This window comes from Clostridium sp. JS66, assembly GCF_033561535.1.
GTDB lineage: Bacteria > Bacillota > Clostridia > Clostridiales > Clostridiaceae > Clostridium_AM > Clostridium_AM carboxidivorans.
Genome location: NZ_CP131467.1, coordinates 567,364 through 593,569, shown reverse-complemented (window position 1 = coordinate 593,569; position 26,206 = coordinate 567,364). Strand labels below are relative to the sequence as shown.

The 26,206-nt window shown below is 26.2% G+C and carries 18 protein-coding genes and 1 pseudogene; 9 read left to right on the top strand and 10 right to left on the bottom strand.

Going from position 1 to position 26,206, the window contains the following annotated elements; genetic code table 11:
• Window positions 1-88: 88 nt before the first annotated feature.
• On the bottom strand, window positions 89-1,063 hold the full coding sequence (locus Q6H37_RS02720; protein WP_318739050.1) for a 3D domain-containing protein: 975 nt from the start codon (window positions 1,061-1,063) through the stop codon (window positions 89-91).
• A gap of 127 nt (window positions 1,064-1,190) precedes the next feature.
• Window positions 1,191-2,744: pseudogene (locus Q6H37_RS02715) on the bottom strand (NAD(+) synthase); the annotation flags it as partial.
• 249 nt (window positions 2,745-2,993) lie between these two features.
• On the opposite strand from Q6H37_RS02715, the gene Q6H37_RS02710 reads away from it, so the two are divergent.
• A complete protein-coding gene (locus tag Q6H37_RS02710; RefSeq protein ID WP_318739049.1) occupies window positions 2,994-3,827 on the top strand; it encodes a DUF3800 domain-containing protein in 834 nt (277 codons plus the stop codon).
• A gap of 252 nt (window positions 3,828-4,079) precedes the next feature.
• On the opposite strand, the gene Q6H37_RS02705 is transcribed toward Q6H37_RS02710, so the two are convergent.
• From Q6H37_RS02705 to Q6H37_RS02690, 4 genes are read right to left on the bottom strand one after another with little or no spacing between them, the layout of a single operon-like run.
• Complete coding sequence (locus Q6H37_RS02705) at window positions 4,080-4,592, bottom strand: hypothetical protein (RefSeq protein WP_318739048.1); 513 nt, start codon at window positions 4,590-4,592, stop codon at window positions 4,080-4,082.
• On the bottom strand, window positions 4,556-6,424 hold the full coding sequence (locus Q6H37_RS02700; protein ID WP_318739047.1) for a tyrosine-type recombinase/integrase: 1,869 nt from the start codon (window positions 6,422-6,424) through the stop codon (window positions 4,556-4,558). Before Q6H37_RS02700 ends, Q6H37_RS02705 begins: the two co-directional genes overlap by 37 nt.
• A complete protein-coding gene (locus tag Q6H37_RS02695; RefSeq protein WP_318739046.1) occupies window positions 6,417-8,636 on the bottom strand; it encodes a tyrosine-type recombinase/integrase in 2,220 nt (739 codons plus the stop codon). Before Q6H37_RS02695 ends, Q6H37_RS02700 begins: the two co-directional genes overlap by 8 nt.
• A gap of 17 nt (window positions 8,637-8,653) precedes the next feature.
• On the bottom strand, window positions 8,654-10,009 hold the full coding sequence (locus Q6H37_RS02690) for a site-specific integrase (protein ID WP_318739045.1): 1,356 nt from the start codon (window positions 10,007-10,009) through the stop codon (window positions 8,654-8,656).
• Between the two features lie 552 nt (window positions 10,010-10,561).
• Here Q6H37_RS02690 and Q6H37_RS02685 point away from each other — a divergent pair.
• Together Q6H37_RS02685 and Q6H37_RS02680 are read left to right on the top strand one after the other, a co-directional pair.
• The gene (locus tag Q6H37_RS02685) at window positions 10,562-12,454 is read left to right on the top strand and encodes an ATP-dependent nuclease (RefSeq protein ID WP_318739044.1); all 1,893 of its coding nucleotides are present in this window, start codon (window positions 10,562-10,564) and stop codon (window positions 12,452-12,454) included.
• 2 nt (window positions 12,455-12,456) lie between these two features.
• Entirely contained in the window at window positions 12,457-14,238 is a 1,782-nt protein-coding gene (locus tag Q6H37_RS02680) for an ATP-dependent helicase (protein WP_318739043.1), read from the top strand.
• A gap of 742 nt (window positions 14,239-14,980) precedes the next feature.
• Here the strand turns inward: Q6H37_RS02680 and Q6H37_RS02675 are convergent.
• The gene (locus Q6H37_RS02675; RefSeq protein ID WP_318739042.1) at window positions 14,981-16,033 is read right to left on the bottom strand and encodes a hypothetical protein; all 1,053 of its coding nucleotides are present in this window, start codon (window positions 16,031-16,033) and stop codon (window positions 14,981-14,983) included.
• Window positions 16,034-16,648: 615 nt separating this feature from the next.
• On the opposite strand from Q6H37_RS02675, the gene Q6H37_RS02670 reads away from it, so the two are divergent.
• Together Q6H37_RS02670 and Q6H37_RS02665 are read left to right on the top strand one after the other, a co-directional pair.
• Window positions 16,649-17,659, top strand: a complete 1,011-nt coding sequence (locus Q6H37_RS02670) for an HNH endonuclease (protein WP_318739041.1) — start codon at window positions 16,649-16,651, stop codon at window positions 17,657-17,659.
• A gap of 456 nt (window positions 17,660-18,115) precedes the next feature.
• Window positions 18,116-18,904, top strand: coding sequence for a hypothetical protein (locus tag Q6H37_RS02665; RefSeq protein ID WP_318739040.1), 789 nt, complete (start codon window positions 18,116-18,118; stop codon window positions 18,902-18,904).
• 467 nt (window positions 18,905-19,371) lie between these two features.
• Here the strand turns inward: Q6H37_RS02665 and Q6H37_RS02660 are convergent, their stop codons facing one another.
• Together Q6H37_RS02660 and Q6H37_RS02655 are read right to left on the bottom strand one after the other, a co-directional pair.
• On the bottom strand, window positions 19,372-20,739 hold the full coding sequence (locus Q6H37_RS02660) for a caspase family protein (protein WP_318739039.1): 1,368 nt from the start codon (window positions 20,737-20,739) through the stop codon (window positions 19,372-19,374).
• Between the two features lie 445 nt (window positions 20,740-21,184).
• The gene (locus Q6H37_RS02655; RefSeq protein WP_318739038.1) at window positions 21,185-21,379 is read right to left on the bottom strand and encodes a hypothetical protein; all 195 of its coding nucleotides are present in this window, start codon (window positions 21,377-21,379) and stop codon (window positions 21,185-21,187) included.
• A 556-nt stretch (window positions 21,380-21,935) separates the two neighbouring features.
• Between Q6H37_RS02655 and Q6H37_RS02650 the strand changes: the two genes are divergently transcribed.
• Window positions 21,936-22,865 (top strand): DUF4747 domain-containing protein, encoded by a 930-nt coding sequence (locus Q6H37_RS02650; RefSeq protein WP_318739037.1) that lies wholly within the window; start codon window positions 21,936-21,938, stop codon window positions 22,863-22,865.
• Window positions 22,866-22,885: 20 nt separating this feature from the next.
• Complete coding sequence (locus Q6H37_RS02645) at window positions 22,886-23,650, top strand: hypothetical protein (RefSeq protein WP_318739036.1); 765 nt, start codon at window positions 22,886-22,888, stop codon at window positions 23,648-23,650.
• Between the two features lie 315 nt (window positions 23,651-23,965).
• Here the strand turns inward: Q6H37_RS02645 and Q6H37_RS02640 are convergent, their stop codons facing one another.
• Window positions 23,966-24,298, bottom strand: coding sequence for a helix-turn-helix transcriptional regulator (locus Q6H37_RS02640; RefSeq protein ID WP_318739035.1), 333 nt, complete (start codon window positions 24,296-24,298; stop codon window positions 23,966-23,968).
• A 191-nt stretch (window positions 24,299-24,489) separates the two neighbouring features.
• On the opposite strand from Q6H37_RS02640, the gene Q6H37_RS02635 reads away from it, so the two are divergent.
• A complete protein-coding gene (locus tag Q6H37_RS02635; protein WP_318739034.1) occupies window positions 24,490-24,876 on the top strand; it encodes a hypothetical protein in 387 nt (128 codons plus the stop codon).
• A 379-nt stretch (window positions 24,877-25,255) separates the two neighbouring features.
• Entirely contained in the window at window positions 25,256-25,978 is a 723-nt protein-coding gene (locus Q6H37_RS02630) for a Fic family protein (protein ID WP_318739033.1), read from the top strand.
• Window positions 25,979-26,206: the final 228 nt, after the last annotated feature.

Genomic DNA, 26,206 nt, shown 5'->3' with positions numbered 1-26,206 from the left:
CTAGCTTTAAGCAGGTATCCAAAATCTATAATTTTGAGATGATCGCTTATTCATCCAACATTAGCAGGATGATTTTCATTATAAACATTTAATTAAGTACATAAACATTAACAGTTCTTACTCCCCAACTTTCACATTCACCTTCTGTTGGAAAGAACAAATCTATTCTATTTCCTTTAATAGCTCCTCCTGTATCATCTGCAATGGCATATCCATAACCTTCTACATAAAGTCTGGAGCCTAGTGGTATGACTCTAGGATCTACAGCTACAGTACTATAACTACTTCCATCTCTTTTAGTTGCAGTTCCTGAAGCAGTAACAGCATCTCCTGAATAGGCAGTTGATCTCATACTTATTACTTGTGAATATGAAACAGATTTAGACATACCACGAGATAATGTACCACTTTGGTAAGCCACGCTGACACTAGGAGCTTGTACATTTTGAGCAGCTACTAACTGCTTTTCCTTTTCAGTAGCTTGGCTTAAAAGATCTTTTTGTGCTTTTATGTCCTTATTTAAACTCAATAAAGCACTTTCATTACTTGCTTTTAATTGTTGCAACTTGGCATTCTTATCATCTAGAACCTTTTTTTCATTTGTTACTGTTTGTTTTTGCTCTTTTAGCTTATTAATAAGGTTTTTATCAAAGCTCATTACTTTTGATATCATATCCATTTTGGAGATAAAATCACTTAAATTGTTTGATGACAATATTACATTAAGATAACCATCATTATTATTTACATACATGGATCTAACTCTTTTTTTGAATAAATCATCTTGAGCTTTTGAATTCTTCTCTACCTCATCTAACTTAGCTTGTGTGTTTTTTATGTCTTGTGCAACTTTATTCATATCTTTTTTATTGCTATCAACTTTTTTCATAACTTCGTCAATTTGTTTATTTAAGTCATTAACCTTTGTTTCTAAGGCCTTCTTGTTGTCTTGAACCTGTTTTAATTCATCTGATGTGCTAGTGCTCGGAGCAGCAAGAGCAGTGCTATTTGTTATTAACATTAATACTAGCATCATAACAACAGATAACGCTTTTTTCTTCAATACAATTCCTCCTTAGGCTAGTTATCAAGTTATTTTTTTATAAAAAACTTGTTAATGTTTTCTATTATATCATTAAAACATATAAAAACTCAACCCCTTTGGAATTATATGGCTTAATTTTTGTAATTTATTTCCAAAGACTGTAACTTGCATCAGAAGGCATCCTAAAATCTCCTCTTGGCGAAAGGCTTACAGTTCCTACTTTAGGACCATCTGGTATGGCAGAACGTTTAAATTGTTGAGTAAAGAATCTTTTTATAAATTTTTCAAACCATTTTTCTATAATTTCATTATCATAGTCATCTTTAAATGCTTCTTTTGCTAAAAAAAGTATTTTATTAGGTTCAGCACCTTGTCTTATAAAATTGTACAAGAAAAAGTCATGAAGTTCATAAGGACCTACTATATCTTCAGTTTTTTGTGCAATTTCACCATTTTTATCCTTAGGAAGAAGTTCTGGACTTACAGGAGTATCCAGAATATCCATCAATATATCAGAAACATCTTTAGGAACTTCTGTTTCAGCTACATATTTCACCAAATATCTAACTAACGTCTTAGGTATAGAACAATTTACACCATACATAGACATATGATCTCCATTATATGTACACCATCCCAAAGCAAGCTCTGATAAATCTCCAGTTCCTATTAAAAGTCCACCTTCTTTATTAGCTATATCCATAAGAATTTGAGTTCTCTCTCTTGCTTGAACATTTTCATATGTGACATCATGTTTCTCCACATCATGGCTTATATCCTTAAAGTGCTGCAAACAAGCTGGAACTATATTTATTTCTCTAAATTCCGTTCCAAGTTTTTTACATAAACTCACAGCATTGTTGTAAGTTCTATCTGTTGTTCCAAAACCAGGCATAGTTACAGTTATTATGTTCTCGCTTTGAATATTTAACATACGAAACGTTTTTATCATAACTAATAAAGCTAATGTAGAATCCAATCCACCAGATATTCCTACTACAGCCTTCTTAACTCCTGTATGATTTATTCTTTTTGCAAGTCCAGAAGTTTGTATATTAAATATCTCCTTGCATCTAATATCTCTTTCAGCTTTATTAGAAGGCACAAAAGGATGTTTATCTATATACCTATCAAAATTCTTGTAGTCTAAATTTTCAAATTCAAAATTTATTTGTAGAGGTTCAACAGGTATTAGTCTAGTACTATCTCTAAAGCTTACGTTTCTTAACCTTTCACTATTTAATTTATTTACATCTACAATTGAAGTTATTACCTCATTTTCTCTTTGAAATCTATTATTATGTTTTAAAAGACTGCCATTTTCGCCTATAAGCAAATCACCACTAAAAACTAAATCTGTAGTAGATTCAAATACCCCTGAAGATGCATATATATATGATGCCATACATCTAGCACTTTGAGCTTTTACTAAATCTTTTCTATAATCAGCTTTGCTTACGATTTCATTTGAGGCAGAAAGGTTTCCTATGATATTTGCTCCCATTAAACTTAAATAACTACTTGGTGGAATAGTAACCCAAAGATCTTCACAAATCTCAAATCCAAACTTAAAATCACCACAAGCAAATATTAAGTTAGTTCCAAAAGGAATTTCTTCTTGAAAAAACAAATTTACCTTTTTATTTACAATACCTATGCCTTCTGCAAACCATCTTTTTTCATAGAAGTATGGTAAATACATAAAATGTTCAACAGGGTCAAGATGGCTTAAATGAAGGGTTTCTTTAGCTATATAATAGATTTTTGATGTTGAACACTTTTTTAACGGGTTTCTATTATTACTTTTTTATTTTTTATAAATATATAAAGTATGGTAAATTTTATTCTGTTCAACTTTTTATGATAAGTATTTGCACAAAAAAGAAATAGTATTTATTATATATAGTATGTATTACTTATTCAAAGATATTTAGTTCGGAGGGGTATGATGAATAATACATCTATATTTATTGATGATACAGGTTTATCTGGAAACATCTCAAATAGCTCAAGTATTTCACAAAACTCAGTAACATGGTCTGCATTAATTTTGAATTATGAGGAGAAAAAAGAAATTGAAAGTTTAATTAGAAAAACATTAGGAATAATACAAAGAGAGTATAGTGTAACAGAGTTCCATTTTAAAGATATATATGGTGGAAGAAAAGAATTTAAAGGTCTACCAACTGAATTAAGATTATTAATAATTAGTTTGTTTGTAGAGATATATAACAAGTATGTACCTAAAATTATAGCAGTAAGTATAAATGAAAATACTCTAACCAATTCTGGTTTTTCTGATAAGATAAAAAGAATAAAAATGGATGGATTCAATTATAATAAACCTAAAGATGTAGCTTTACATTTACTATTATTAAATTGCAAAGAATATATAGAAAGCAATTCAAAAGACTTCCAATTACCAGTTGAGATATTTATTGATAATGGGAGACAAAAACCAAATACTAAACAAAAAGTTACAGACTTATCTGAAATCTGTACTAATGGTGAAATTGAATATCTTTCATCAGTTAGTTCACCACTTTTACAATTTGCTGATTTTATAGCATTTTCATTAAATCGAATTCAAACTAACAGTATAAAGCAAAGAACAGAATTTGACGATGAATTTATGAGAATTGTTGGTCGAATAAAATGGAATACAAACTTACCATTAATGCAAGTTAAAGCTTCTAATATGGATAGTTTAAATCTTGATTTTTATGATAAATATATGAATAACATTTTAGATTCTATGCCTAAGATTGACAAAAAACAATAGATTACACTAATTTTTTAGTGAGTTCTACTATAGTATTGAAAGACATTATAGAAGCATTAGCCAGTAAAAGAAAGTAATAAAGAGCTTGAAAAAATTAAATATTTTAAGTTAATTTTGTAGGAGACTTTTATTCATATAATACTGTAAATGTTCAAGGGGCTGTCGCATTAAGAATAAATACTACAACATATTGTGCTAATTTTAAATTTGCAAAGCAATATATTGTATGTAAATTTCTTAGTACGACAGCCCCTATTTGTTATTTTTAAAAATTTGTTTTTTCAATTCTCTATTAGTTTTAGACAGTTCTGCTTTTTCTACTTCAAGCCTTTTAATAGTGTCATCTTTTTCTTTAATTGTATTTATATGTGTATCGAGTTCATTAGCTAAAATTTCATTATTTACATCACGCCCTATCATTTGATTTAACTGATTTTCTAACAACTGCTTTTCAGTTTTCAATTTTTCAAATAATTCAAAAGGATTGTCTTCTATAAACTTTATTTCAGATAACTCAATATATTTTTTTAGAATAGCTCCATGATTATAAAGAGTTGTTCTTGAACAATTTAAATCCTTTGATATAGAGACTACTGAAAATCTATTATTTTTTAATATATTAATAGCTTCATCACGATTTTTTTCTTTCTGAAAAATAATCTCTTCAATTTTAATTAAATACTCTTGTATAAAGGATTTTAAGCTATAATAGTCAATCTCTAATTCTTTTAATTTATTGACAATGATTCCTTCAAGTTTATCCAAGATTTAACCTCCTTGTATATTGAATCAAAATTTTCAACTATTTCAACTAAATCAGGATACTCAAGAAGTATTCTTTGTGCTCCCTTTTTTAGTAATTCTTTTTCTAATTCATTTAATTCAGGAATTATTTTTTGGGTGGTTATCATTTTCAGCATATTAAGTTCTTTTTGAACTTGTTTTCTATGACCTCTTTCAATATTTATGGTAATTGTTTTTAATAATTCTTTTCCCTGCCTATAAGAAACTTCAGACATATAGAAAAAATGAAATATATTAGGACAAACTCCGTAAGCACAATATAATTCATTTGTCATAGCATCTTTGCTACATTCTCTTAGAGGTGAACTTTTTATACAAACACCCCCTGTTTTATTTCTAATAGGAATAGTCTTTGATAAAGTTTCAACTATTTCTTCTATATTAGTTGCAATATTGTATTTATTTACCTTTAAAAATTCTTTAAGTCTTTCAGAAAATTCATTAGCATTTGAACCAAGCAAAGTAACATCACCAGATACAATATCTTTAAGTACCTTTTTAGAAAATGTAATATCTTCTTGAACTTGATTTTTGTTAGGTCTTACATAGTACCCCTCCATTGCAGAAGTTAGATGCCCCATAAATTTTCTTATATATTCTAAAGGAATACCTTTATTATAAAGGTCAGTGCATACACGGACTCTATATTGTGGAGTTACTGGATAAGTTAATGTTTTTGAATCTGGATGAAGACAAAAAAAATATTTATCATGTATTTGAGTTGTTTTAAGATTAGGATACTTGTCTTGTGAATCTATTGCATCTAAATCTTCACCATAATATGAAAAGAAAGATAACATAGATTTATTAAACGATGTTGATTGAACTGGTAAAATTTTCGCTCTTGATGGAACGTATAATAAATCAGTTTTTTTATCTTCTCTATTCTTTTGGTGTAAGGTTATTAGTTTTTGAAAACCTTTTTGCGACAAATCATTAATGAAAGTATTTTCTATTGCATAAGCATTATTGCCATTTTCACGCTTCCATGTTTTATATTCTAAATAATGTCTCTTCTCTCCATTAAATAAGGTTATCTCCTTTATTGAATGGGTATGCAATTCTAAAAGTTCACTAATTCTTAGACCTGTTTGACTAATAATCAATAATATACATGCTGTTGCTCTAAGTTCTAATTTTTCATTTTTATTATCAATTACTGATAATATATGTTTTATTAGAGTATTAAAATATTCATCAGGAATGTTTGGATATTTTCTTTTTTCACAATTATTCTTAAACATATTGTTATCACCTTCTTTAAATAAATTTTTAATATCACTTGTCATTAAATCTTTGTAATTAGCTGAATAAAATTCGTAGAAATTTTTTATAGAATCTTTTAGTAATTTCATTGACTTTGGTGCGAGAAAGTCTTTTTTATTTATATATTTGTTAATTTTTGATGCGTTAATATCATATACAGAGAATATATTTTCAGAAATAATGAACCTAAAAAATTTATGGAGTTCTTCAAATTTCCTATGAATACTCTGTATTTTGTTATTATTTTCAAGAATTCTAATTAAAACGTAAGCTTTTAAATCATCTTTAAACTCATCAGGACATAATTTAAAATTGAATATTAAATAATTCTTAGGAACATTTAAAGCTGTATATTGTGAGAAATCCCACAAGTTCTCTGAGAAATAAATAGTCCCTTTATTAAAAGGTAGCTTGTCTACTATTTTTAGTCGTTCTATATAATTTTCTGTTTTTAATTTATTAATATCATAATCATTTTCTAATTCATATTCTAATTGAAGATAATTTAAAACTATAACGTTAGCCATTATTTTTTATCTCCTCTCGCTTTAAGTGCAATGCCTTTAAATAGTTTAGTAACAGTTGTTTAATATTCAATAAATCTTCTTTGTCATGTTGGATAGTAACTTTTAAGAGTTTAAAATCTATAATTTTAATTTGCTCTTCAAAATAAGGAATTCTGTCCAAAGTAGCAACAAAATCACTACACATAAAACAACTTAAATAAGATGTATTTTTGCATGAGTTGCACTGACAATATCCACAACCATTTTCAACTTCATTTTCTTTATTTGCTAATGATTCATTAGCATGAGCTACTATATTGCCATTAATATCAATGTCACCTATTATTGTGCCATTAATAAGCTCTAACATATCTGCTATTTTGGACTCAATATAATGTCTATTAGCTGTGTTTGTACTCGTATGACCTGTTAGTGTATTTTGCTCAACGTCACTTAATCCGTTCCTAATTGTAAATTCTTTTGCCTTTGTTATGTGAGTATCTCTTAAATTAGAAGGATTATAATGTGGTATAGATAATTTTTTACAGCATTCGGAAAGATACTCAGCAAAATTTTCAGATGTTATAGGACTAATAATTAATTTTCTACTATAGTTTCCTTTTATGAATAAGCGTTTTTTTAAGTCTTCTTCCCTACACTCATTTCTTAAATCTTGAGTGATTTTTAATATATAATCTATTTGTTTTTTTACGTATATAGTAATGCTCTGAGGTAAAGTATAACCATTTGAAGTTTTGGTTTTAGAATTTATAACGTATTGTCCTTTTTTGGCAGTTTCTTCAACACAATCTATCTCTAAGGATAATATCTGAGATAGTCTAAATTCAGTTTCCAAAATAATATAAAATAATAGATAATAAAGCTTGTTTAAATCTGAAAGTTCAGCATTTTTCTCCAGCATAATTGCTAATTTATTTAAGTCTCCATCAGGAACAACTTTTGCTGTATTTTCACTTTTACTTGAATACCTCAAATGATAAAAAACATTATCATCCATTTCTATGAAATTTTCCTCTTTTAAATAGCGAAGAATACCCCTTATGTTATAAATATATTTGCTTGCATTTGTATCGCTATCGATAGTACTTAGCACATAATTTTTATAACATAAAGTTTCTTCTAAACTTATTGTATTTAAGTTATTATCATTTTTTTTATTAGATATAAAATTGAAAAATCTATAAATGTGGAAAAAATAATCAATTTTTGCTTTAAGTGATATCGAAGAGTCTTTCCAGAACCAACTTTTAATGTAGTACCTATAAGTTATAGTATTGACCAGTTCAAAATTAATTGATATTCCATTACCGTGATTTACTGATAACCAGTTACAATCAAAGCCATTATAATTTATAATCCATCTATCAAATAAAGGAATAGGGTCTAATGGATTATATAAAACTGACCTATATCCTTCTTTGTATTCTTTGAAAAATCCTTTTCTTTTAAGTGCTTTATAATCAATACCTGATGATTTGGGAAATAAGTTATAACTTGGGTCAAAGTTCCACAAAAATAAATAAAAGGAACATAATATATTTGATAGGTTGATGTTATCATAAAATTTAAATTGTTCTTTAAATATATCAATAGAAAAATCCTTGAAAGTTTTTACTTTCTCCAACTTAGATTTATCTTTAATACTATTTTCAAAGACTTCAAAAAAAGTTGAATTACTTCTCAAAACACTCGCATTTCTATCTATAAAATCACATAATAAATCATGTATAATAATATTACTTATATTTATACAAAATGCTATCTGAAAACGGTCAGTCATTTTGCCAAGTTCCGTAATATATATAGAGTTTAAATACTTCATAGCTCTAATATTTCTTTCATTCCATGATTTAGTAGAAATTGCTTTTAATAAGTTTATTTTAGCTATTTGATATTCTTGTTGTAATTCATAATCGAAATAGTCAGTGGAGGACAGATAAATAGAAAAATTTATTAGACCCTTTCTAATATTCATTTTATCAAGAATAGTTATTTTTAAATTTTTCCAATAAAAATCTTCTTTATTGCAATTTTGAAGTATATTTAAAACTTCTTTAAGTTCTCTAATAAAAGTATATTTATTTGTTATTGGCATATAATAATTAGTAGTACAAACTTTAATATAGTCTTTACATATATCTTTTAGGTAATTATCTGTAAATTTTAAAGTGTCAATGTGGTTTGATAGTGTATTTATTATATATTCATTCATTTTTAGTTACCTCTCATTTAACATATATTCAATTCTGGAATTACTGAATATAAATCTTTAGTAAATTCATCTTTCAATTTTATTTTATCTGAAAAAGTTGGCTGGTAATAACAAGAAACTGAAAGCAAACTTTTATGTCTCATTTTCTCTTTTAATTCTAATATTTTAACTTTCAAATAGTTAACGTTGTACATGGCATAACCATGGCGAAACTTATGGTTTAGGTTATTTTTCCTTACATTTGTATCAACAGATATATGAGATTTTTCAAAAATTTTCCTCAACGTATAATTCCATAAATGAGAACGTAGAGGCTTTCCGAGACTATTTAAAAATATATAGTAATTATCATCTTCATATTCTTCTGACTCGCTAACTCTATCTGCGATTGTATACTTGTAGTAATTGTTACGTTTATGCTCCCTGGCATAAACATGAGTTTCATCTATATAGTCATTTATTAAATCATATAAATCCATTGGAATTATTATTTTTTGAAATCCATTCTCTTTATATTCCTTTAATCTGTATTGTTTTTTATTAGTAACTTTCATACAAGTTTTAGCCATTTGGTCTTTTTTATCAGTTACTCTATTTCTTAAATATCCAACAGCAACATAGTCATCTCCAATCTTTGTAATAACAACATCATCAGCAGTTAATCCAAGGACTTCTCCAATTCTGAGACCACATTGATACATAAGCCTTATGATACATTCTTCTCTTTTAGAGTAATATTTTCTAATAATTTCAAGAATTTTCTTAAATTCTTCTACAGAAATATACTTTGGAATTTCTTGGTTTTTACAAGGCGGTTTTGAACCTAATTCATAAGGAGTTACAGACATATCTTTGTCATTTTCTAATATTAACACTTTAAGTTCTTTTTCAGACTTTTTTAAAAAGAATGATTCTGTCAAATTTAGAAATTTAATATATTTTCTATAAACAGAAAAATAGCCACTAATTGTTTCTGAATTTCTTTCTGTTTTTACTTGAAAAGAAATTACTTGCCCTTCTGGAGAAAATCCTCTTAAAAAATTTATTAAATTAGAAATGTCAGTTCTATTAAAGCATTCAATACTTTTATTTATTATTTTTTCAAACATATATAATAGCTTTAATGCATATAAGCTCTTCTCTTTTGAATTAATGGCTTTACCGTTTAAACCATAATTAAGAAACCTAAAAGCTTCTCTTATAGGTTTCATATTTTCATCATAGAGGATAAAATATGATAAATGTTTTTTATTCTCTATAATTGATGACTTTAAATATATAACTTCTGTATATATTAATATATTTTTTGTATTATAAATCTCCTTTATATAATATGTTGCATTTTGCTTTTTTTGTTCTTTTATTATAATCATTTTTTCATTCCTTTCGTTTTATTAAAAAGAAAAGATTTGTAAAGATATAATAAACAAATCACATTACTTTATTTGAATTTATTGACAATAGTCTATAATTCATGTTTTTTTGACTATATACTTACATTAATTTCCAATTACATTTTTATAATACTATCAAATAACCAAAAAATCAACAAATAATTAAGAATTTTTGTTAAAAAGTTAATTTTTTAAATGTTATTTATTAGATTATATAGTATATAAATATTATTTAAATTTTAGATATATTTGTATGTACCAATTAATCCTTGTTGATTCAAAACAATCCATTGTGAAATACATAAAGGCGGCAAAACTATCTACAAATCAAAAATAAAAGAAAAATAAGAGCTGGGAGTAAAAACTCAACCTATTTTTATACTATTATATTTTAATTGTTAATTTTATGAATATTTATGTTATAATTTAAAATATAAGGTAAAAATATGTAATTGGATTTAAATAAAATATATAAAAAATAAATTTACTATAAGTTAATGAAAAGGGTATTAAAAAAGGGGGGCTTGATTTATGTATATTTACAAATTAATAATCCACAATTTTAGAGCAATAAAAAAATTAGAATGGAAACCTAATTCAGGAGCAAATATATTAATAGGTGGAAATGGTTCGGGTAAGTCATCTATAGCAGTGGCAATTGATTATTTGTTAAATCCTAATATTAGTTGGTATCGCAATTCATTAAGTGAAGTAGACTTTTATAATAGAGATACAGACAATAGTATTTTAATTGAAGTATGGTTTAAGGATGTAGAGAACATTTTAGAGGATGGATTAGATTTATTATTTGAGCATATTGATAAAGAAGATAAAATTTCAGAAACTGGAGATGAACTGGTTCTTATAACAAAAATGACATGTGATAAATCAATGAAAGTTAAGCATAGTATTTTTTCAAATGGTAAAGAAACTCATTTCAATCAAGCATACAAACAAGCAATAAACTTCAAGTTTATTACAGCAGATAGAGACCCATTAAAAGAGCTTGCATTTTATCAAAATTCTTTATTATCAAAAACATTACATAGCGAAAATACTGCTGAGATTATCCAAAAAATTATTAATGAATTAGATGGTTCGGCAAGGAAGCATCTTTTTGGTGATACTGATTTTAATAAATCATTTAATGAACTTAGAAATACTTTTAAGGATTTTGATTTAATATCATCTGATAAAGATTCACTAAGTTTAGAGATAACAGACCTAAGTGAAAGAAAGACATTACAAGCATTTAGTTTAGTGTTAAAAAATGAAGAGGTTACTAATCCAATACCTCTAAAATATCAATCGAGAGGTATTAAAAATCTACTATTATTAGTAGCACTTGAAAATAACATTGAAAGTAATGGGATATTGTTTTTGGAGGAAATAGAACAAAACCTCGAGCCACATTTGCAAAGAAAAATTGTCAAGAGCTTAAAGAAAAATCTAAAAAATCAAGTTTTTTTAACAACTCATTCTCCAGAAATTGTAAAATTATTTGATTTTAGAAATATTTATTTAATGAATAATGGTAAAGTTAATTTAGTACCTAAAATAACAGATGCAGTTGATGAAAAGTTTGAGAAACTTGTTGAAAAGCAAGCTAAGCACGAGCTTATTTCTGGTATGTTTAGTAAAGGTGTGCTATTGGTTGAAGGTGAATCAGAAAAGGGTGGATTACCTGTATTTTCTGAAGTTGTTGATTATGGTATGGAAGAACATGGAGTTGAACTAATATATTGTAATGGAAAAAGTAATTTAATAAACTATGAAAAGTTTTATAAAAAAATTGGAATACCTGCAGTAAGTATATTGGACAATGATGCTGATATTAAATCAGATTTGAACAAACTAAAGGACTCGAAAAATCCCGTATTTTTAGTACCAGAGGATTATGAAGGAAGCCTTATTACATCTAAAGCGTTTAAAGAAAAATATTTAAGAATTTTTGAAGCTCTTTTACCTTTTTCAGATTATAAAGACAGATACATAAACCCATTTAGAGTAAATAAAACCAATATAAAAAATAAATTACTCAAGGAAATTTACTCAAAAAAAGCTGAAACCATAGAAAATTCTAAGAGTATTGAACCTATAATAAGCATTCTTTCTGAAGAAGAATTAAAAGAATATCAAAAAGTGATGTTGCATTCAAATTTAGCAAGTATTCCTACATCGAGGTATATTGCCTATTACATGGTTGAAGATATCGAGAATAAAGATGATAAAGAAATTATACCTTGTGTATTTAGGAATATATTTAAGTTAACTAATAATTACATTTCAAATAAATGTTTATGTGGTGAAACAAATAAATGTATTGTTTTATCTCTTAATAAAAATGGCAAAAGTGAAATTTGCACAAAATGTGGTAAATTGAAAGATAGTTATTCAAATGTTATAGAGATTTGGGGGGAATGACATTGCAACCAAATAAACTACAAAGTGAAATCATTAATTATATTTCTGATGTAAAAAATAAAAAAAGAATTTTATTAGTTGAAGCTCCTCCTGGTACAGGAAAAACCTATACAGCAATATTATCAGCAGTCTCATTTTTAAAGAATAGAAATGATTTAGAAAATAAAAAAATTCTAATACTAACATTTTCCAAAAATGCTAAAGCTCAATTAGATAAACAATTAGATGATACAAATGAAAGCAAGGATATATGTGATAGAATCGAAATATTAAATTTTCATTCTTTTTTTCAAAGATATGTATGGGCTTATAGCTGTTTTTTAGGATTAGGTAATAATCTTATTATAGTGTCTCCTAACGAAAGAAAAAAACTAATTAAAGAAAGAATAAATTTTATAGATTGGGATAAATTCGGTGAAAAACATTGGAAAAAAGAAGCAACTTTAATTGATTGGATAGATAACATTCTTGAAAATTATTCAAATTTAGATAGCTACACTGGAACAGGGGTCATAAAAGAGTATTTTAAATATAAAGAGAAAATAAAAGATTCAATTATCAATATTAACAAAGATGGATATATGGCTTTTTCAGATATAGCCTTTTATATGAATGTTTTAATAAATAAATCACCTGCATTATTGAAAGTAATACAGAATAAATATCCATTAATTATACTTGATGAATATCAAGATTCTTCTGAATTGCAAAATACTATTGTAAAAAAAATTATTGGAAGAAAAAATAATGCTATGTTTTTTGCTGACTCAAAACAAATGATTTATGATTGGCGTGGAGCATCAGAAAACAGATTATATGAAGTGAAAGATTTTTATAGTGGAGAAATTGAAGAAAAAAAATTAGAAGAAAATATGAGATTCAAAGGTTCACAGCAAATGAGAACATTTTTGAGTGATATAAGAGAAGGTAAGCATTGTGAAATAGTTAATTCTCCAGAACTTTCATTATGTAAATTTAAAGTCAAAAAAGTTCAATACTACCAACAACAAGAATCTCTTGTAAAAAACTCAATTTATTACAGTGTTTTAAATAAATTAAAATTAGATATGAAAGATAATAAAAATAAGGATTCGTCAATTGGCATATTGTGCAGAAAGAACGAATTAGTATCATATCTAAGAAAACATCTTAGAGAGGAGGTTAATATTTGGACAAAGGATATTTCTAATAATGAAGAAGAACATAATATGGTTGGAGAATTTTGTAGTTTTCAAAAATTTATTAATAATTCAGTAAAAAATGATGATTTTAATGATAATTATTGTAGGTATATATTTAAATTTATTTTTTATGTTTTATATCAGGACAAAATAGCATCTTTTAAACGAAATCTAATTAAAGAAATAAATTTTGATAAAATAAAAAAGGCAAAAAGTCCAATAATAAAATCATTTAGAATAGAAATGTTTAAAGCTATAGAACAAGAAAAATATTTTGATGGATTAAAAAATGTTTTAAAAGTAATAACTGGGACAGAATTAGCTGGTAATGTAAATAAAGACATATATAGATTACTTATAAACATTATGTTACTTAAAAATATAAATTATGAGAATATAACAAAGATATTTCTACAATATCAACATAAGAGAGCATATAAAGTGCTTAATGGTATATATGTATTAACAATGCATCAATCAAAAGGCAGAGAATTTAATACTGTTTATGTGATAAATGAACCTAAGATGAACATTAGTGATAATGTGTTTTATGTTGCTGTTACAAGAACTAAAGAAAAATTGTGTATATTTCAAAATGAGTAGATTATTGTTGATGTTATTCATAAACTTTTTTGATTTAGTAGATTTGAAAAAGAAAATATAAGAAGTTATGCTCTCTATGTATCAGTTTCCAATAGGGTGGAAATGTTTGGTGCAGACAATGATGAACAATTAATATAGAAAATTTAGCATAGAAACTTTGAAAGGTTTAAAGAGAATCTTGGATTCCAGCATACAAGAACATTTATAAAGCTTGTGAGGCTTATTATTTCTCAGCTATATAATGTTGCCCAATAAAATTTATAGAAAGTGTTAAGTATAGTCAGTGTATATTGAGTATTAACGTAAGTGTGAATGTGTAAACTCCAATATCAAAATGCATAAATATTTGATTCTAAAACGTTTGGCAAGAAAATGCATGATTATTCCAACATGATATATTAACTATTTACATTGAGGAGCATATATGGTAGCCTCCACTTAGGTATAGACTCATTTATTGAGACTTCCATTGAGGTTATAAAACCATGTATGCAGAGGCTCAATGTAAATAGTTAATATATCTACCTTGGAATTTAACTGCATTTTGATGTTGGAACTTTCCTAAATTTTCATGTCCTCATGTACAGTGAATGTGATTTTTTACTATATTTTATTGTAAAAAATAGTCTTTTTATATGGGGATTATACCCATTATTCTCTAAAAGTAGTATATCAAATATCAATAGCGTAAAATGGTTTATAGGAGAGCTCTAAAATGCATTTTGTATTTACATTACCTATCCTAAAATCCGTCAAATCCTATGTCTTCAGTTTCTATGTCTTCAGTTTCGTTTAAAATGGAGTCTACCGACACTTGGTTTTTTATCATTAATTCTTTGCAAATTGAAGAACTGTTAATCCATTTTCTTTTAATAATAGATTTGGCAAATTCTGTGAGAGATGTTTGTGATAACACATCTACTCCCATATGATAAAGAGGCTCATTATATATTAAATATGATTGTAATAATATATATATATCTTGAGCTATTAATGATTTTATTTTTTCTTCATTTTTTTTAGAATATATGTTTTTAAATTCTTTTGTTCTTGCTTTATAACAAATTTCTGCAAATTTATCATAATCATTTGGGTCTAAATCTATCATATTGCAACCTTCTAAAACAATTCCTAAAATTAATTTATATTTTTGTTCATCCAATATTTCGTTCTTTGCTATGTTCTCACTGATTTGATTAAATTTAAATCTTTTTTGAAAAGTATATTCAGCATATTCAGTATATTCTTTCCCTTTCCAAAAATTTTGTTTTGAATTCTTATATTTTTTGATTTCTTCATTAAGTAAGTCTATGCATTTATCAAAAAGTGTGACTAATAAAATAAAATCTATTTTATTAATTGTAGCTTGAAAATGAGTAAGTTTATTTCTTAGATTTTCTAATACATTAAGTTGGAATAAGAAGTGTTCATCAAATTCGGGTATATTATACATATATGCTAAAATTTTATATGCTACATCAAAACTAACAGTATGTGGTTGCGTTTCAGATGGATTATTTTCAAGATAACTCAATAGAGAATTATAATTATATTTTTTAGCTGTTTTGTATTTATCAAGAATATTAGTAAAATTACTACCAGTATAAGAAAAAAGCATAAATTCATTTCGGTTTAATATCATAAACTTAAACGTCAATTCAAATGCATTGTGCAGATTAATTATTGCAAGTTTATAGCTTTTGGCATCATTATTATTATTATAAATGTTTTCAAAGCTTTCGATGGTTAAGTCAAGTGATAATTTTATATTTTCAACAATATCAATTTTAAACATAATTGAGCCTTTTCCTTTCTATAATGTTTTAAGTATTTAAGTTATAAATTCTACAAATTATCTTAAATTCCTTTATATTCAATTAATTATATTACTATTTTAAGAAAAAATTAAAATATTTTGGCTTATAAATTAATATTATAATGAAAAAATTTTTTTAACCATAAAATGATTGTAACTCATAGTTTAAACCATAATATTATATCTTTATTGTTTCATCCTAAATTGTTTTTTGATAAATAAATATCTAACCTTTGAGCTACAGTATAGACCGATGGAAAATGAATTTTTAAATTTTATGTTATAGAAAGTCTTCCAAAGGTATAAAAGAAAAAACTGTTTAATGGTTGTAAATTTACTATTATGGAGTTTGTATGTAATTAAGTGTATAATATTGGTATATTATACTTAAATTAAATCCATCAATATTGTAAATATACTTACAGAATTTATGCAATTACTCGTAAGTGGCACAATTAAAGAATGGAAAAACTTTTATTATTAGATTTGTAATCAGGATTTACTCGAAGTAGATAATATTAATATGGTTTGACTTGGATTATTAGAATTAGATAAAGTCAACAGAAGAATATCAACAATAAAGGAGAAACAAGTATGGTTAAACATGGAGAAGGATTAGGATATGAAATTGTTAAGGCAGTTAACAATGGAGAAATTATAGAACCCATAACTGCTGAGAAAGTTACAGAATTGTGTAAAATAAAAAAGTTTAATGCTACAAAAAATCATATTAAAGTTATTTTGTCTAACGCTACTGAAAATACTCATAGTCCGACCTATAAAAAATACTTTAAACGTATTGGTAGAGGTGAATACGAGCTTCTTGATGAATATAGAGAACGTGATTACTATTATTGGTTAAATGTTGATATAGAAGAGTATGAGTGGTCGTTTTCAGATTTAAAAGTTGGGAGAAGTCAGATTTACTCTAATTTAAACGAAGATGGCTCTAAAAGAAAAAATCAAAGTTGTTTTGAAAATATAAATATAGGAGATAAAGTTGTTGCATATGAAACTGGTCAAATAGATGCAATTACTGCAATATGTGAAGTAGTAAACAAGCAAGATAAGGATGGTGAGATAATCGTTGAATTTAGAAAAACAATAGACCTCGAAAATTTTCTAAGCTTAGATAAAATGAAAGTTGAAAAAGAATTAGAAGATTGCAAGGTTATTGGATTTCATAGGGGTACAATATTTCAATTGGATAAGGAGCATTTTTATACAATAAGAAAAATGGTTGAAGAAATAAATACTCCATTAGATTATACTAAAGAGTTTGATAAAGCTGTAAATGACTCGTTAAGACTTAGTAGTGAAGAACGGAGAAGAAGATTAGAAAATAAAAAGAATAATATACCTGAAAAAGTTGATAGAGTGAGTAGTGGGTTTAAGCGAGACCCTGATGTTGTAGCAGAGGTACTTATTAGAGCGGATGGTGAATGTGAAAGGTGTGGAAATACAGCACCATTTAAAAGAGCTTGTGATGGTAGTCCTTATCTTGAAGTTCATCATAAAATTAGGCTGGCTGATGGTGGAGAAGATACTTTAGAGAATGCAATAGCTATTTGTCCTAATTGCCATAGAGAGTTACATTTTGGATAATAGGTATAAAAAGTTAAATTGATTAAGATACTGTGAGTTATAATTAATATTGTCATAAATTATAACTAATGATGTCATTAGAAAATATTATTAGAATTAAGAAACTTTGATAACATCAAGTTTTCTTAATTTTTAGTGTTAAGTATTTTTATATGATAAATTTAGAGAAAGCGAAATTAGTTATTTTATAAGTAAATTTGACATAAATCAGTATATATTTTATTTAAATATTAGGCTATGTTTTAATATAATGTTGAAATATAGCCTTAAAAATTATAAGCGGGATTGTCCATCTATAATACTCAATATAAGAAATATACAAATTAATTTTTGTGTTGAGTATACTCTTGCAGTTATTTTTGCCATACTAATAAGTATATCCAAAATAATAATTTCTATGAAAATATGTACATTACTTGCAAGGTGAATTAATATATTCTTAGAGGGGGGATTGATATGCTAAAGTATTTAGTTTTAAGTATAATAATTTCATCTGTAATTTTTTTAAGTAATATCCTAATAACATTTTTATTTAGTAAATATAATTTTCAAAAGATGAAAAGAGATTTTATAACTGGATTTATAACTTTATTTATACCTTTTATAAATATGATTATACACATAGGTTTGTTTAAAGAGCTTGCTATGAATGCGATAAAGAATAAAAATCTAACCTGTGAACAAGCTAAAAATCAAGAAGAGGAAGAATTTAAAAATGGGATAAAAGAGGCTGAAGAAAGACTTAATAAAAGAATATCAGAGAATAAACTAAAATCTGAAAAATCGAATAAAGAGGAAAAAGAAAAATATGAAAGAATAAATAAAATGAATCAATTACAGTTAGGTTCTTGTAGTGGAACTTATTTAGGTGGATATGAGGAGTTAGTTGAAACAGGACATGGAAAAATAAATCTAACAAATAAGTGTTTAGAGTTTAAAATAACTGAGGGTTCAAAAACAGGTGAATTTAAATTACCTTTAAGACAAATTAAGAACATAGCTTATGATACTGAGAAAAATTTAACTTTATCAAGAATATTAATATTGGGTGTATTTGCTTTAGGAATGAAAAAAAATAGCTATTACTTAGTTATTGATTATACAAATGATTATGACATATCTAATCAGATAATATTTAATTTAGGATATGAAAAGAATCAAGATTTCTATAACAAACTAAATGTACAAAGAAATAAATGTATAAAGGAATATATAGATATTGGTAAAAGTCGTATAAATATGTGAAAAGATAATAAATAATTTATAAAGTGCCTAATATAAAAAGGCACTTTTTTATTTGACTAAAATACGTATCCTACCTGGATGGGATACGGCAACGATTCGTGCAAAAAACAGTCATAAGACATCTTTTTACCAGACTTTTATTACGTTGCCATACCCCTATTAAGAATGTATGAATATGTAGTCAATACAGGATTATAATTATTAAAGTAATATACTTTAACCTTTTAATTAGATACGATTGAATTAATGACCATATTAGGTTTTCAGGTATTGTATGAAATAATTTAATTTCACCTAAATGTGTAAATTGAGGTGTGGTAATGTATCTTGAACAAATCATAGTGTCAATGATATGACAAAATTAAGAGAAGCCTATATGCATTAAAATATATATGGATTCCTTAGTTCTGTCATAATATTATTAGGTTCTAAACATAATTTAAATAAGTGCTCTAATACTGACATCCTTAGAACTCACATAAGTATGTTAGCTGATTTCCATGTATGGGATGATATTTAACATACTTTCCAACAAGATTACGGCATTTATCACCAAGTATTTGCTGTACAATTCTATTAGATGTAAAAATACCAGAATCAATCCTTACTCTTTTAATTTCGTCAGCATCCGTTATAGTTATCTTTCCACCAGTAACGATAAAATTTTTAGAAAAATTAGATTTATTATCCCAAATAAAAATCTCACATTGGTCAGGTAAATTTGTTTTAATAATTATATTCCCTTCTTCCTTTTTTGCATCAAAGTTAACATAAAACTCTTTTCCTTGTTCAGGTAATTTGCGTTGCATACTTGGTGGAAGTGGTGGAATTTCACCCATTCTGATTTGCCTACCATTATAATACCAAGTATGGCTTTCATCACAAGTAAAAAACTTTTGACTACGTGTAAATCCCAGAAAAATTACTAATTTTTCTTTTGCTTCAGTAAGTTCGGGAACTGATATTCCTGTATTTTTAAATATCTTGTTACTAACTTTTCTAAATTTCCAAATTGCATCAAGCAAACCTATGTCAAAATATTGAGAGGCATCTATGAATATTAAATCATCTCCGTGAAAATATCCATATTTGTCAGTATATTCGTCTCCATACTTTTGAACAAAATCATAAACTTTTTTATCATCATCATCATAGCTTAATTCAGAATGGAGAACTACTCCTTCAAGTAATCCAGTTACGCTTGGAGGGATTTGTGCATGATGTTTTCTTAAGATATTTTGTCGTACTTGTGTAAATAAAGAATCAACATCTATATTGGGTGTTAGAATTTCATCACAAATTGCTTCAGTAAACCAACTCATCCTATTTGTAGCAATTGATGAACTTTGAAACATCGTACCATATGCGATATAAACATTTTCTGCTGAAGCCATTTCAGAATAATATCCCTTTGATACACCGAAATCATTTCGACAAGCATCTAATATCAAAATTAATTTGCCTTTGTCTTTGAATACAGAAATAATATCTTTTATGTTAATGCTTGCATCATCTACATCTTTAGTCCTATCGTAGCGTACTGCAAAATCAGAAGGATATATGTAATTCTTACCATTATAATGTCCTCCGTGTCCAGAGAAATATACAATATGAATAGCATCACTTGGACAATTCTCGACACTTTTTTTCAGAGTAGAGAAATATTCAGATTTGCAAACGTTATCTTTTCTTATTACATTGAATCCAATCTGATTTAATCTTTTTTCAATCGCCAATACATCACACTTAACACCTTGCAAATCCAATTTAGGTTTTGGATAACTTAGTGAATTAAGATATTCACCTGCTGAAAAAATAATAGCTCTTTTTTGCATAAATTACATCCCCTTTAAAATCATAAAATTATAGATACTCTATAAATTACTACCAAATGAATATTGTTCAGATTCCCGTTAGTGATATAATATTAACTTAACTAAATTGTCAAACTACCGTTTGTTAACAGGTTATTAAATAGTTTTTGCTTTGCAGTTAATTACTGTTGTGCTGTTTCAAGGAAAAAGCCAAGTTTCATCAGCCCCAAAAGTTCTCGATAAACGGGAGAAATACAATTAAAACTTTAAGTTCTTAGTATTCTCTTTCTTTCTCATTAATTAATTTATTCAATTCTTTCAATGACTCCCTTCGTAAAATCTCCAAAAGATGTTTTAAACCAGCAGTGTAAATCAATCCCAATAAAATCTTATCCCTTTCGTCTGTACTTCCAAAAGATACACCATTAAAGTACTCCCACTTATGTTCGATGCTGGTATGAGCTTCCTATTCTTGAATAGTCATTTCAGTTCTTTTTATTTTAGGAATAAGATAACTTATGGGTATATCACAAGCTCTTAAAGCTTCGTGACAAAACTTATTTGTATCTAATATTTTTCTGCTTGTATATACTTTTTTATTTAAATCTTTAATTTCTTCTACTTGGTCATTTAAATATTCTTCAAAACTCCATTTTGACATAATAACGTCCTTTTATCTTTAATTTAAACTATGTTAAAGTGTTAATTTTAAGGAAAGTTAGTTTTGACTTCACTAAAGGACAATATAAGAAAGATGTAGAATAAAACTATATACTTAAGGTTTATTTGTTCTATATACATATTATAATCTGATAGTACAAAGGCTACAAGTTTCTAAAATTCCTTGAGTGGCTTTTATGATATATATAAATTCTAAGAAATGGAGTGAGTATAAATGTCCCAAGGTTTAGGAATAACTTTAATTACTATAGTCGGATTAGCTCTTATATAAAAGTAAAACTTGGATAATGGTATTAAAAATTAAGCATATCACAAATGAACAATATTCTTAGTTTGTGTATTAGCAAGTAGTTCAAAATTGGACTACCTGTTTTATTATGCTTATATCAACAATTTAGTCTAACAAGGCTTAATTTAAAAATAAACTGTATTTAGGCAGGATTATAATTATGTATGTAGAAATTTAATTAATAATGAAATTTTTTCTGTTTAGTAGTTATTTAGCTAAAATTATTGTTTAAAAGGGGGTAGATATTTTGTCGGTTACTTTATACTTTTCAAAAATTAATATAAACTCACATATATTTGATATATATGATAATCCAAGTAGACTAAAAGAAATATTAAATTTATTAATGGTTAATATCAACAATGACATTAAGTATGAGAAAAATGAAATTAGATATGATGAATCTGGAGATGTGCATGAATATAATGCTTCTTATAAATTTAGTTCTATAGAAAAATTGGGAGATGAGCTTGATAATGTTATTGTAGGAAATGTCATAAAAACTTCTAATCTATTTATAAATAAAGTTAATGAAAAAACAGGTCATGTGAAGAAAGTACCAGTTGAAAATAATGAAGTAATTAGGTTTTGTTTTGATATTTTTAATGAAAAGGTAGCTTTCTACACTACTAATAGATTTGGATATGTAGAATTTAATGATGCTTTTAGAGAATTAATAAATATAAGTATGGAAGAATATGAAGATAGTTATAGTTTTGAAGCATTTATATTAAGAAAGGGATTAAATATTGAGGAAATAAGAAGTGAGTTAAAAAGTATTGGTAGAATAGAAACTTTAAAAATAGAAATTATTCCGCCAAACCCAAATGAAGACTTGCTAAATCAGATATATAATAATGGAGAAAAATTTTTACAATCAGCAAAAGCGGGAAATGTAACATCGAGAAGTATATTGTTTACATCTAAAGCTCCTAATGGGTTGTTACTTGATTCATCAATTGTAAAAGATGAAATTGACCAGATTGAAAATATACATTCAAGATTAAGTAGTGAAGAGGCTATAAGTAAGGGGTATGCAACTGTTGAAGCTGTTAGTAAAAGCGGTAGAACCTATTCTACTAAAAATAATCAACCAATAAAAGATAAGATTGATGACTATATTGATAACGTAATTGAATTTGCAAAAGTATGTAAAAGAATAATAAAATCAGTTTAGCTAAGATATAGGAGTGTGAAATGAAAATTAATTCGTTTGATAAATCATGCCATCATGAGCTGTTCAAAAGATTTAATAAATATAAGAAGTGGAAAGACTTATTTGATTTTTCTTCTTTAGAGTGTAAAATAGCTGTTATCTTTACAGGAATTATTTTATGGATTACATATAGTTTTAATATTTATGCAGACTTTAAATCTTTTGAAGTCGCTATACAAAACGTAGCATTATACATAGCTTCTGCATTAATAGGAATGATTGGAATTATTTTGGCAGGGATTGCAGTGATAATAAGTATGTTAAATAAGAATGTAACTAAAGAAATAGAAAGATTAAATGGTAAGGATTCAGTTGACGAAATATTAGTTAGTTTTGAGTTTTTAACATTTATAATAGGTATTCAGATAATTACATTTTTTTTGACTTATATTATATTATATAGCCCTTTGAGCTTACCAACAGAGAAGTTATTCTATTTAATTTTTGCTGTTCTATCTTACATATTTGTATTTACTATATTTTATACTGTAAGCTTGGTATCAAATAACGTTAAACTTTTTCTAATTACAAATACATATAATGAAGTTATTGAAAGTGAAAAAAGTATATACTCAGAGGCAAACGAAATAAGAATCGACTTCATTCTAAATATGTTGATTGAAAGCTATGGAATTAAGAAAGAAAGCTTTCTTAGTGAGTTACAAGAATTCGTGGATAAGAGTGATATTAAGGAAAAAGAAGTTATTAAAAATTATCTTAGACAATATTATTCAGGAGACACATAGAATTGTGAATAAATATGCTACTTATTCTATAAGTATATATTACAATGCTTTGTATGGAAGGTAGTTTCTTATCAACCTAATTGTATAAATGTATTCCATAATTTAAAAGTATGCCAAATTATAATTTGGCATACTTTTAAATTATGGAATATACCTCACCAATAGTACATTAAAAGCCTCATAATTTGCCTGAGTAAATGATAGAGAAAAGCATTATATATAAGCTAACTGGAAAACAAATAATGAATTTTATGCTATGGACGATAATTCATTATTTGTTTTGAAATTATAATAAGAAATTTAAGTTAGAGTATTTTATTTTTTTAGATAAGGTAAAGTTACCCGAATAATATCATATAATGCATTTGATTCTGATTCTGAACATCCAGATAGTAATTCAATTAAATGTGAACCTTCTTTTGATGGAGGTTTTTCTCCTGTGATTAGATAATCAGTTGTTACGTGCAAACAATTTGATATGTTTACCAATGTATCAACTGTCATTCTTTTTTCTCCTCTTTCCAGGACTCCAATATATGCAGTTGTGACTCCAATTAGTTCTGCTAATTTTTCTCTTGTAAAACCCATTTTTTTTCTTTCAAGTTTTAGTCGAATTCCTAATTCTTTATAATTTATTGAATTGTTCATTTTTTCCTCCCAAAATATAAAGTAATAGATATAGTTATTAAAAAAAAAATGAAACTAATGGTATATATTTTTTATTTACAAATGGTAGATAATAATATACAATATAAATATAAGAACTTCGCATTTTTTAATATAAAACAATAGGGTTGTTTGTATTAAAAAATTGCTTACCAAAGAAGGAGGTGGCTTTAGTGAGTAAGAGTGCAGAGATGGTAAAGAATTTTTCAATATCAAAAGAATATTTAGAAGTTATAAGCATATTGAAAACAGTTCCTAATTCATCTCGATTTATTTGCGAAGCCATTATAGAGAAATATAATAATCAAAGTATACTAAACGACTTAAAATCCGAGGGAAAATGTGGAGCATATAGTAATATTGTTATAAACCAATTACAGCAATTTATAGACAGCCAGATTATAAATGCTACGAATAATTTACAACAAAATTACATAAATGTTTCACAAGATACTCTATTTGCATTGGTTTCAAAACTTGTAAATAGTTTACAAAAATATACCACTATTTCTATTCACTTGCCTAATGATGTTAAACTTACTATTGAGTGTAATAATTAGGCAAGATACTTATAACAAGTATCTAAATTTAATTTTATGTTAAACAAATTATATCAAAATAAATATTTTGATATATCATATTTCTATAAAATTTAGTACATATGTCAGCACCATTGATTTTAAGCACATGTTGATAATTCTTAAATTTAATTTAAAACTTGTTAATAGATTAAACTACACTCCTTAACATAGTTATACTTAATTAAAATAAGTATGTCAAATATTATAGGTATATTTATATCTATCTTACCTCAATTTCATAGAAACTTAAAAAATAGCATGTCAAATTAGATTGAACTAAGCTTTATATAACCCTAATAATGTGTGTTATAATTTATAGTGTAATTAAGTCACAAATGCTAAATTGGAGAATCAAAAAATGTTATATAATGAAGTTATAAAAATATGGAGGGATGTGGAAAAAAACGACTTATTAAAAAAATTTTTCCCACAATTTGTGTATGAATCCAACAAGATAGAAAATAATGAAACAAGATTTAAGGATGTAGAAAGTATTTTTAAAGAAGAAGAAGTAAAAGATTTTAAAGGTAATAAAAATACACTTAAAGAAATAGAAAATCAAAGAAAACTATGCAACAATATTGTAGAATTAACTAAAGAAAATAATACAAAATTATCAATTGAACTAATTAAACATTTTCATTGTGTTCTGATGAAAGAGTGCTTTACAGAAAAACTAATAGTAAATGGTGAAAAACCAGGAGAATTTAAAAAAGGTGATTATGTAGTAGGGATACATAATATAGGTTGTAGTCCAGATGAAGTACAGGAGAACTTGCAGTCGTTGATAGATGAAGTAAATGAAGTCCAAATTACTGATAAAAATGTTTTAAAAGTTGTAAGTTATTTTCACTGTTGGTTCGAGACTATACATCCCTTTGCTGATGGAAATGGAAGAGTTGGCAGGATGTTGATTAATTATTTAATTATAGGAAATAATCTTCCTCCGATTATTATTTCTAAAAATGATAGTGAAGAGTATTATTTAGCATTAGAGTATTTTAACTTAAATCAGGAAATAGATAAAATGGTTAAGTTTTTAGACGAACAAGCGTATAAAACTTGGATTAATTTTCTATAATATAATTAAACCAAAAGATATGGAGGTGGCATAGGTGAAGTGGCTGAAGGTAATTAGTAGGATTAAGGGTCACAGTTGTTATTTAAGAAGAACTAAAGTTTTTAAAAATGAAAATAAATATAAAGGGAAGATATTTATATAGAATTGACTATAGTAAATATCTTCTCTTTTTTATACAAAAAGCAACATACTAATATATACAATAGAGTTTAAAATTGGGGAACATTA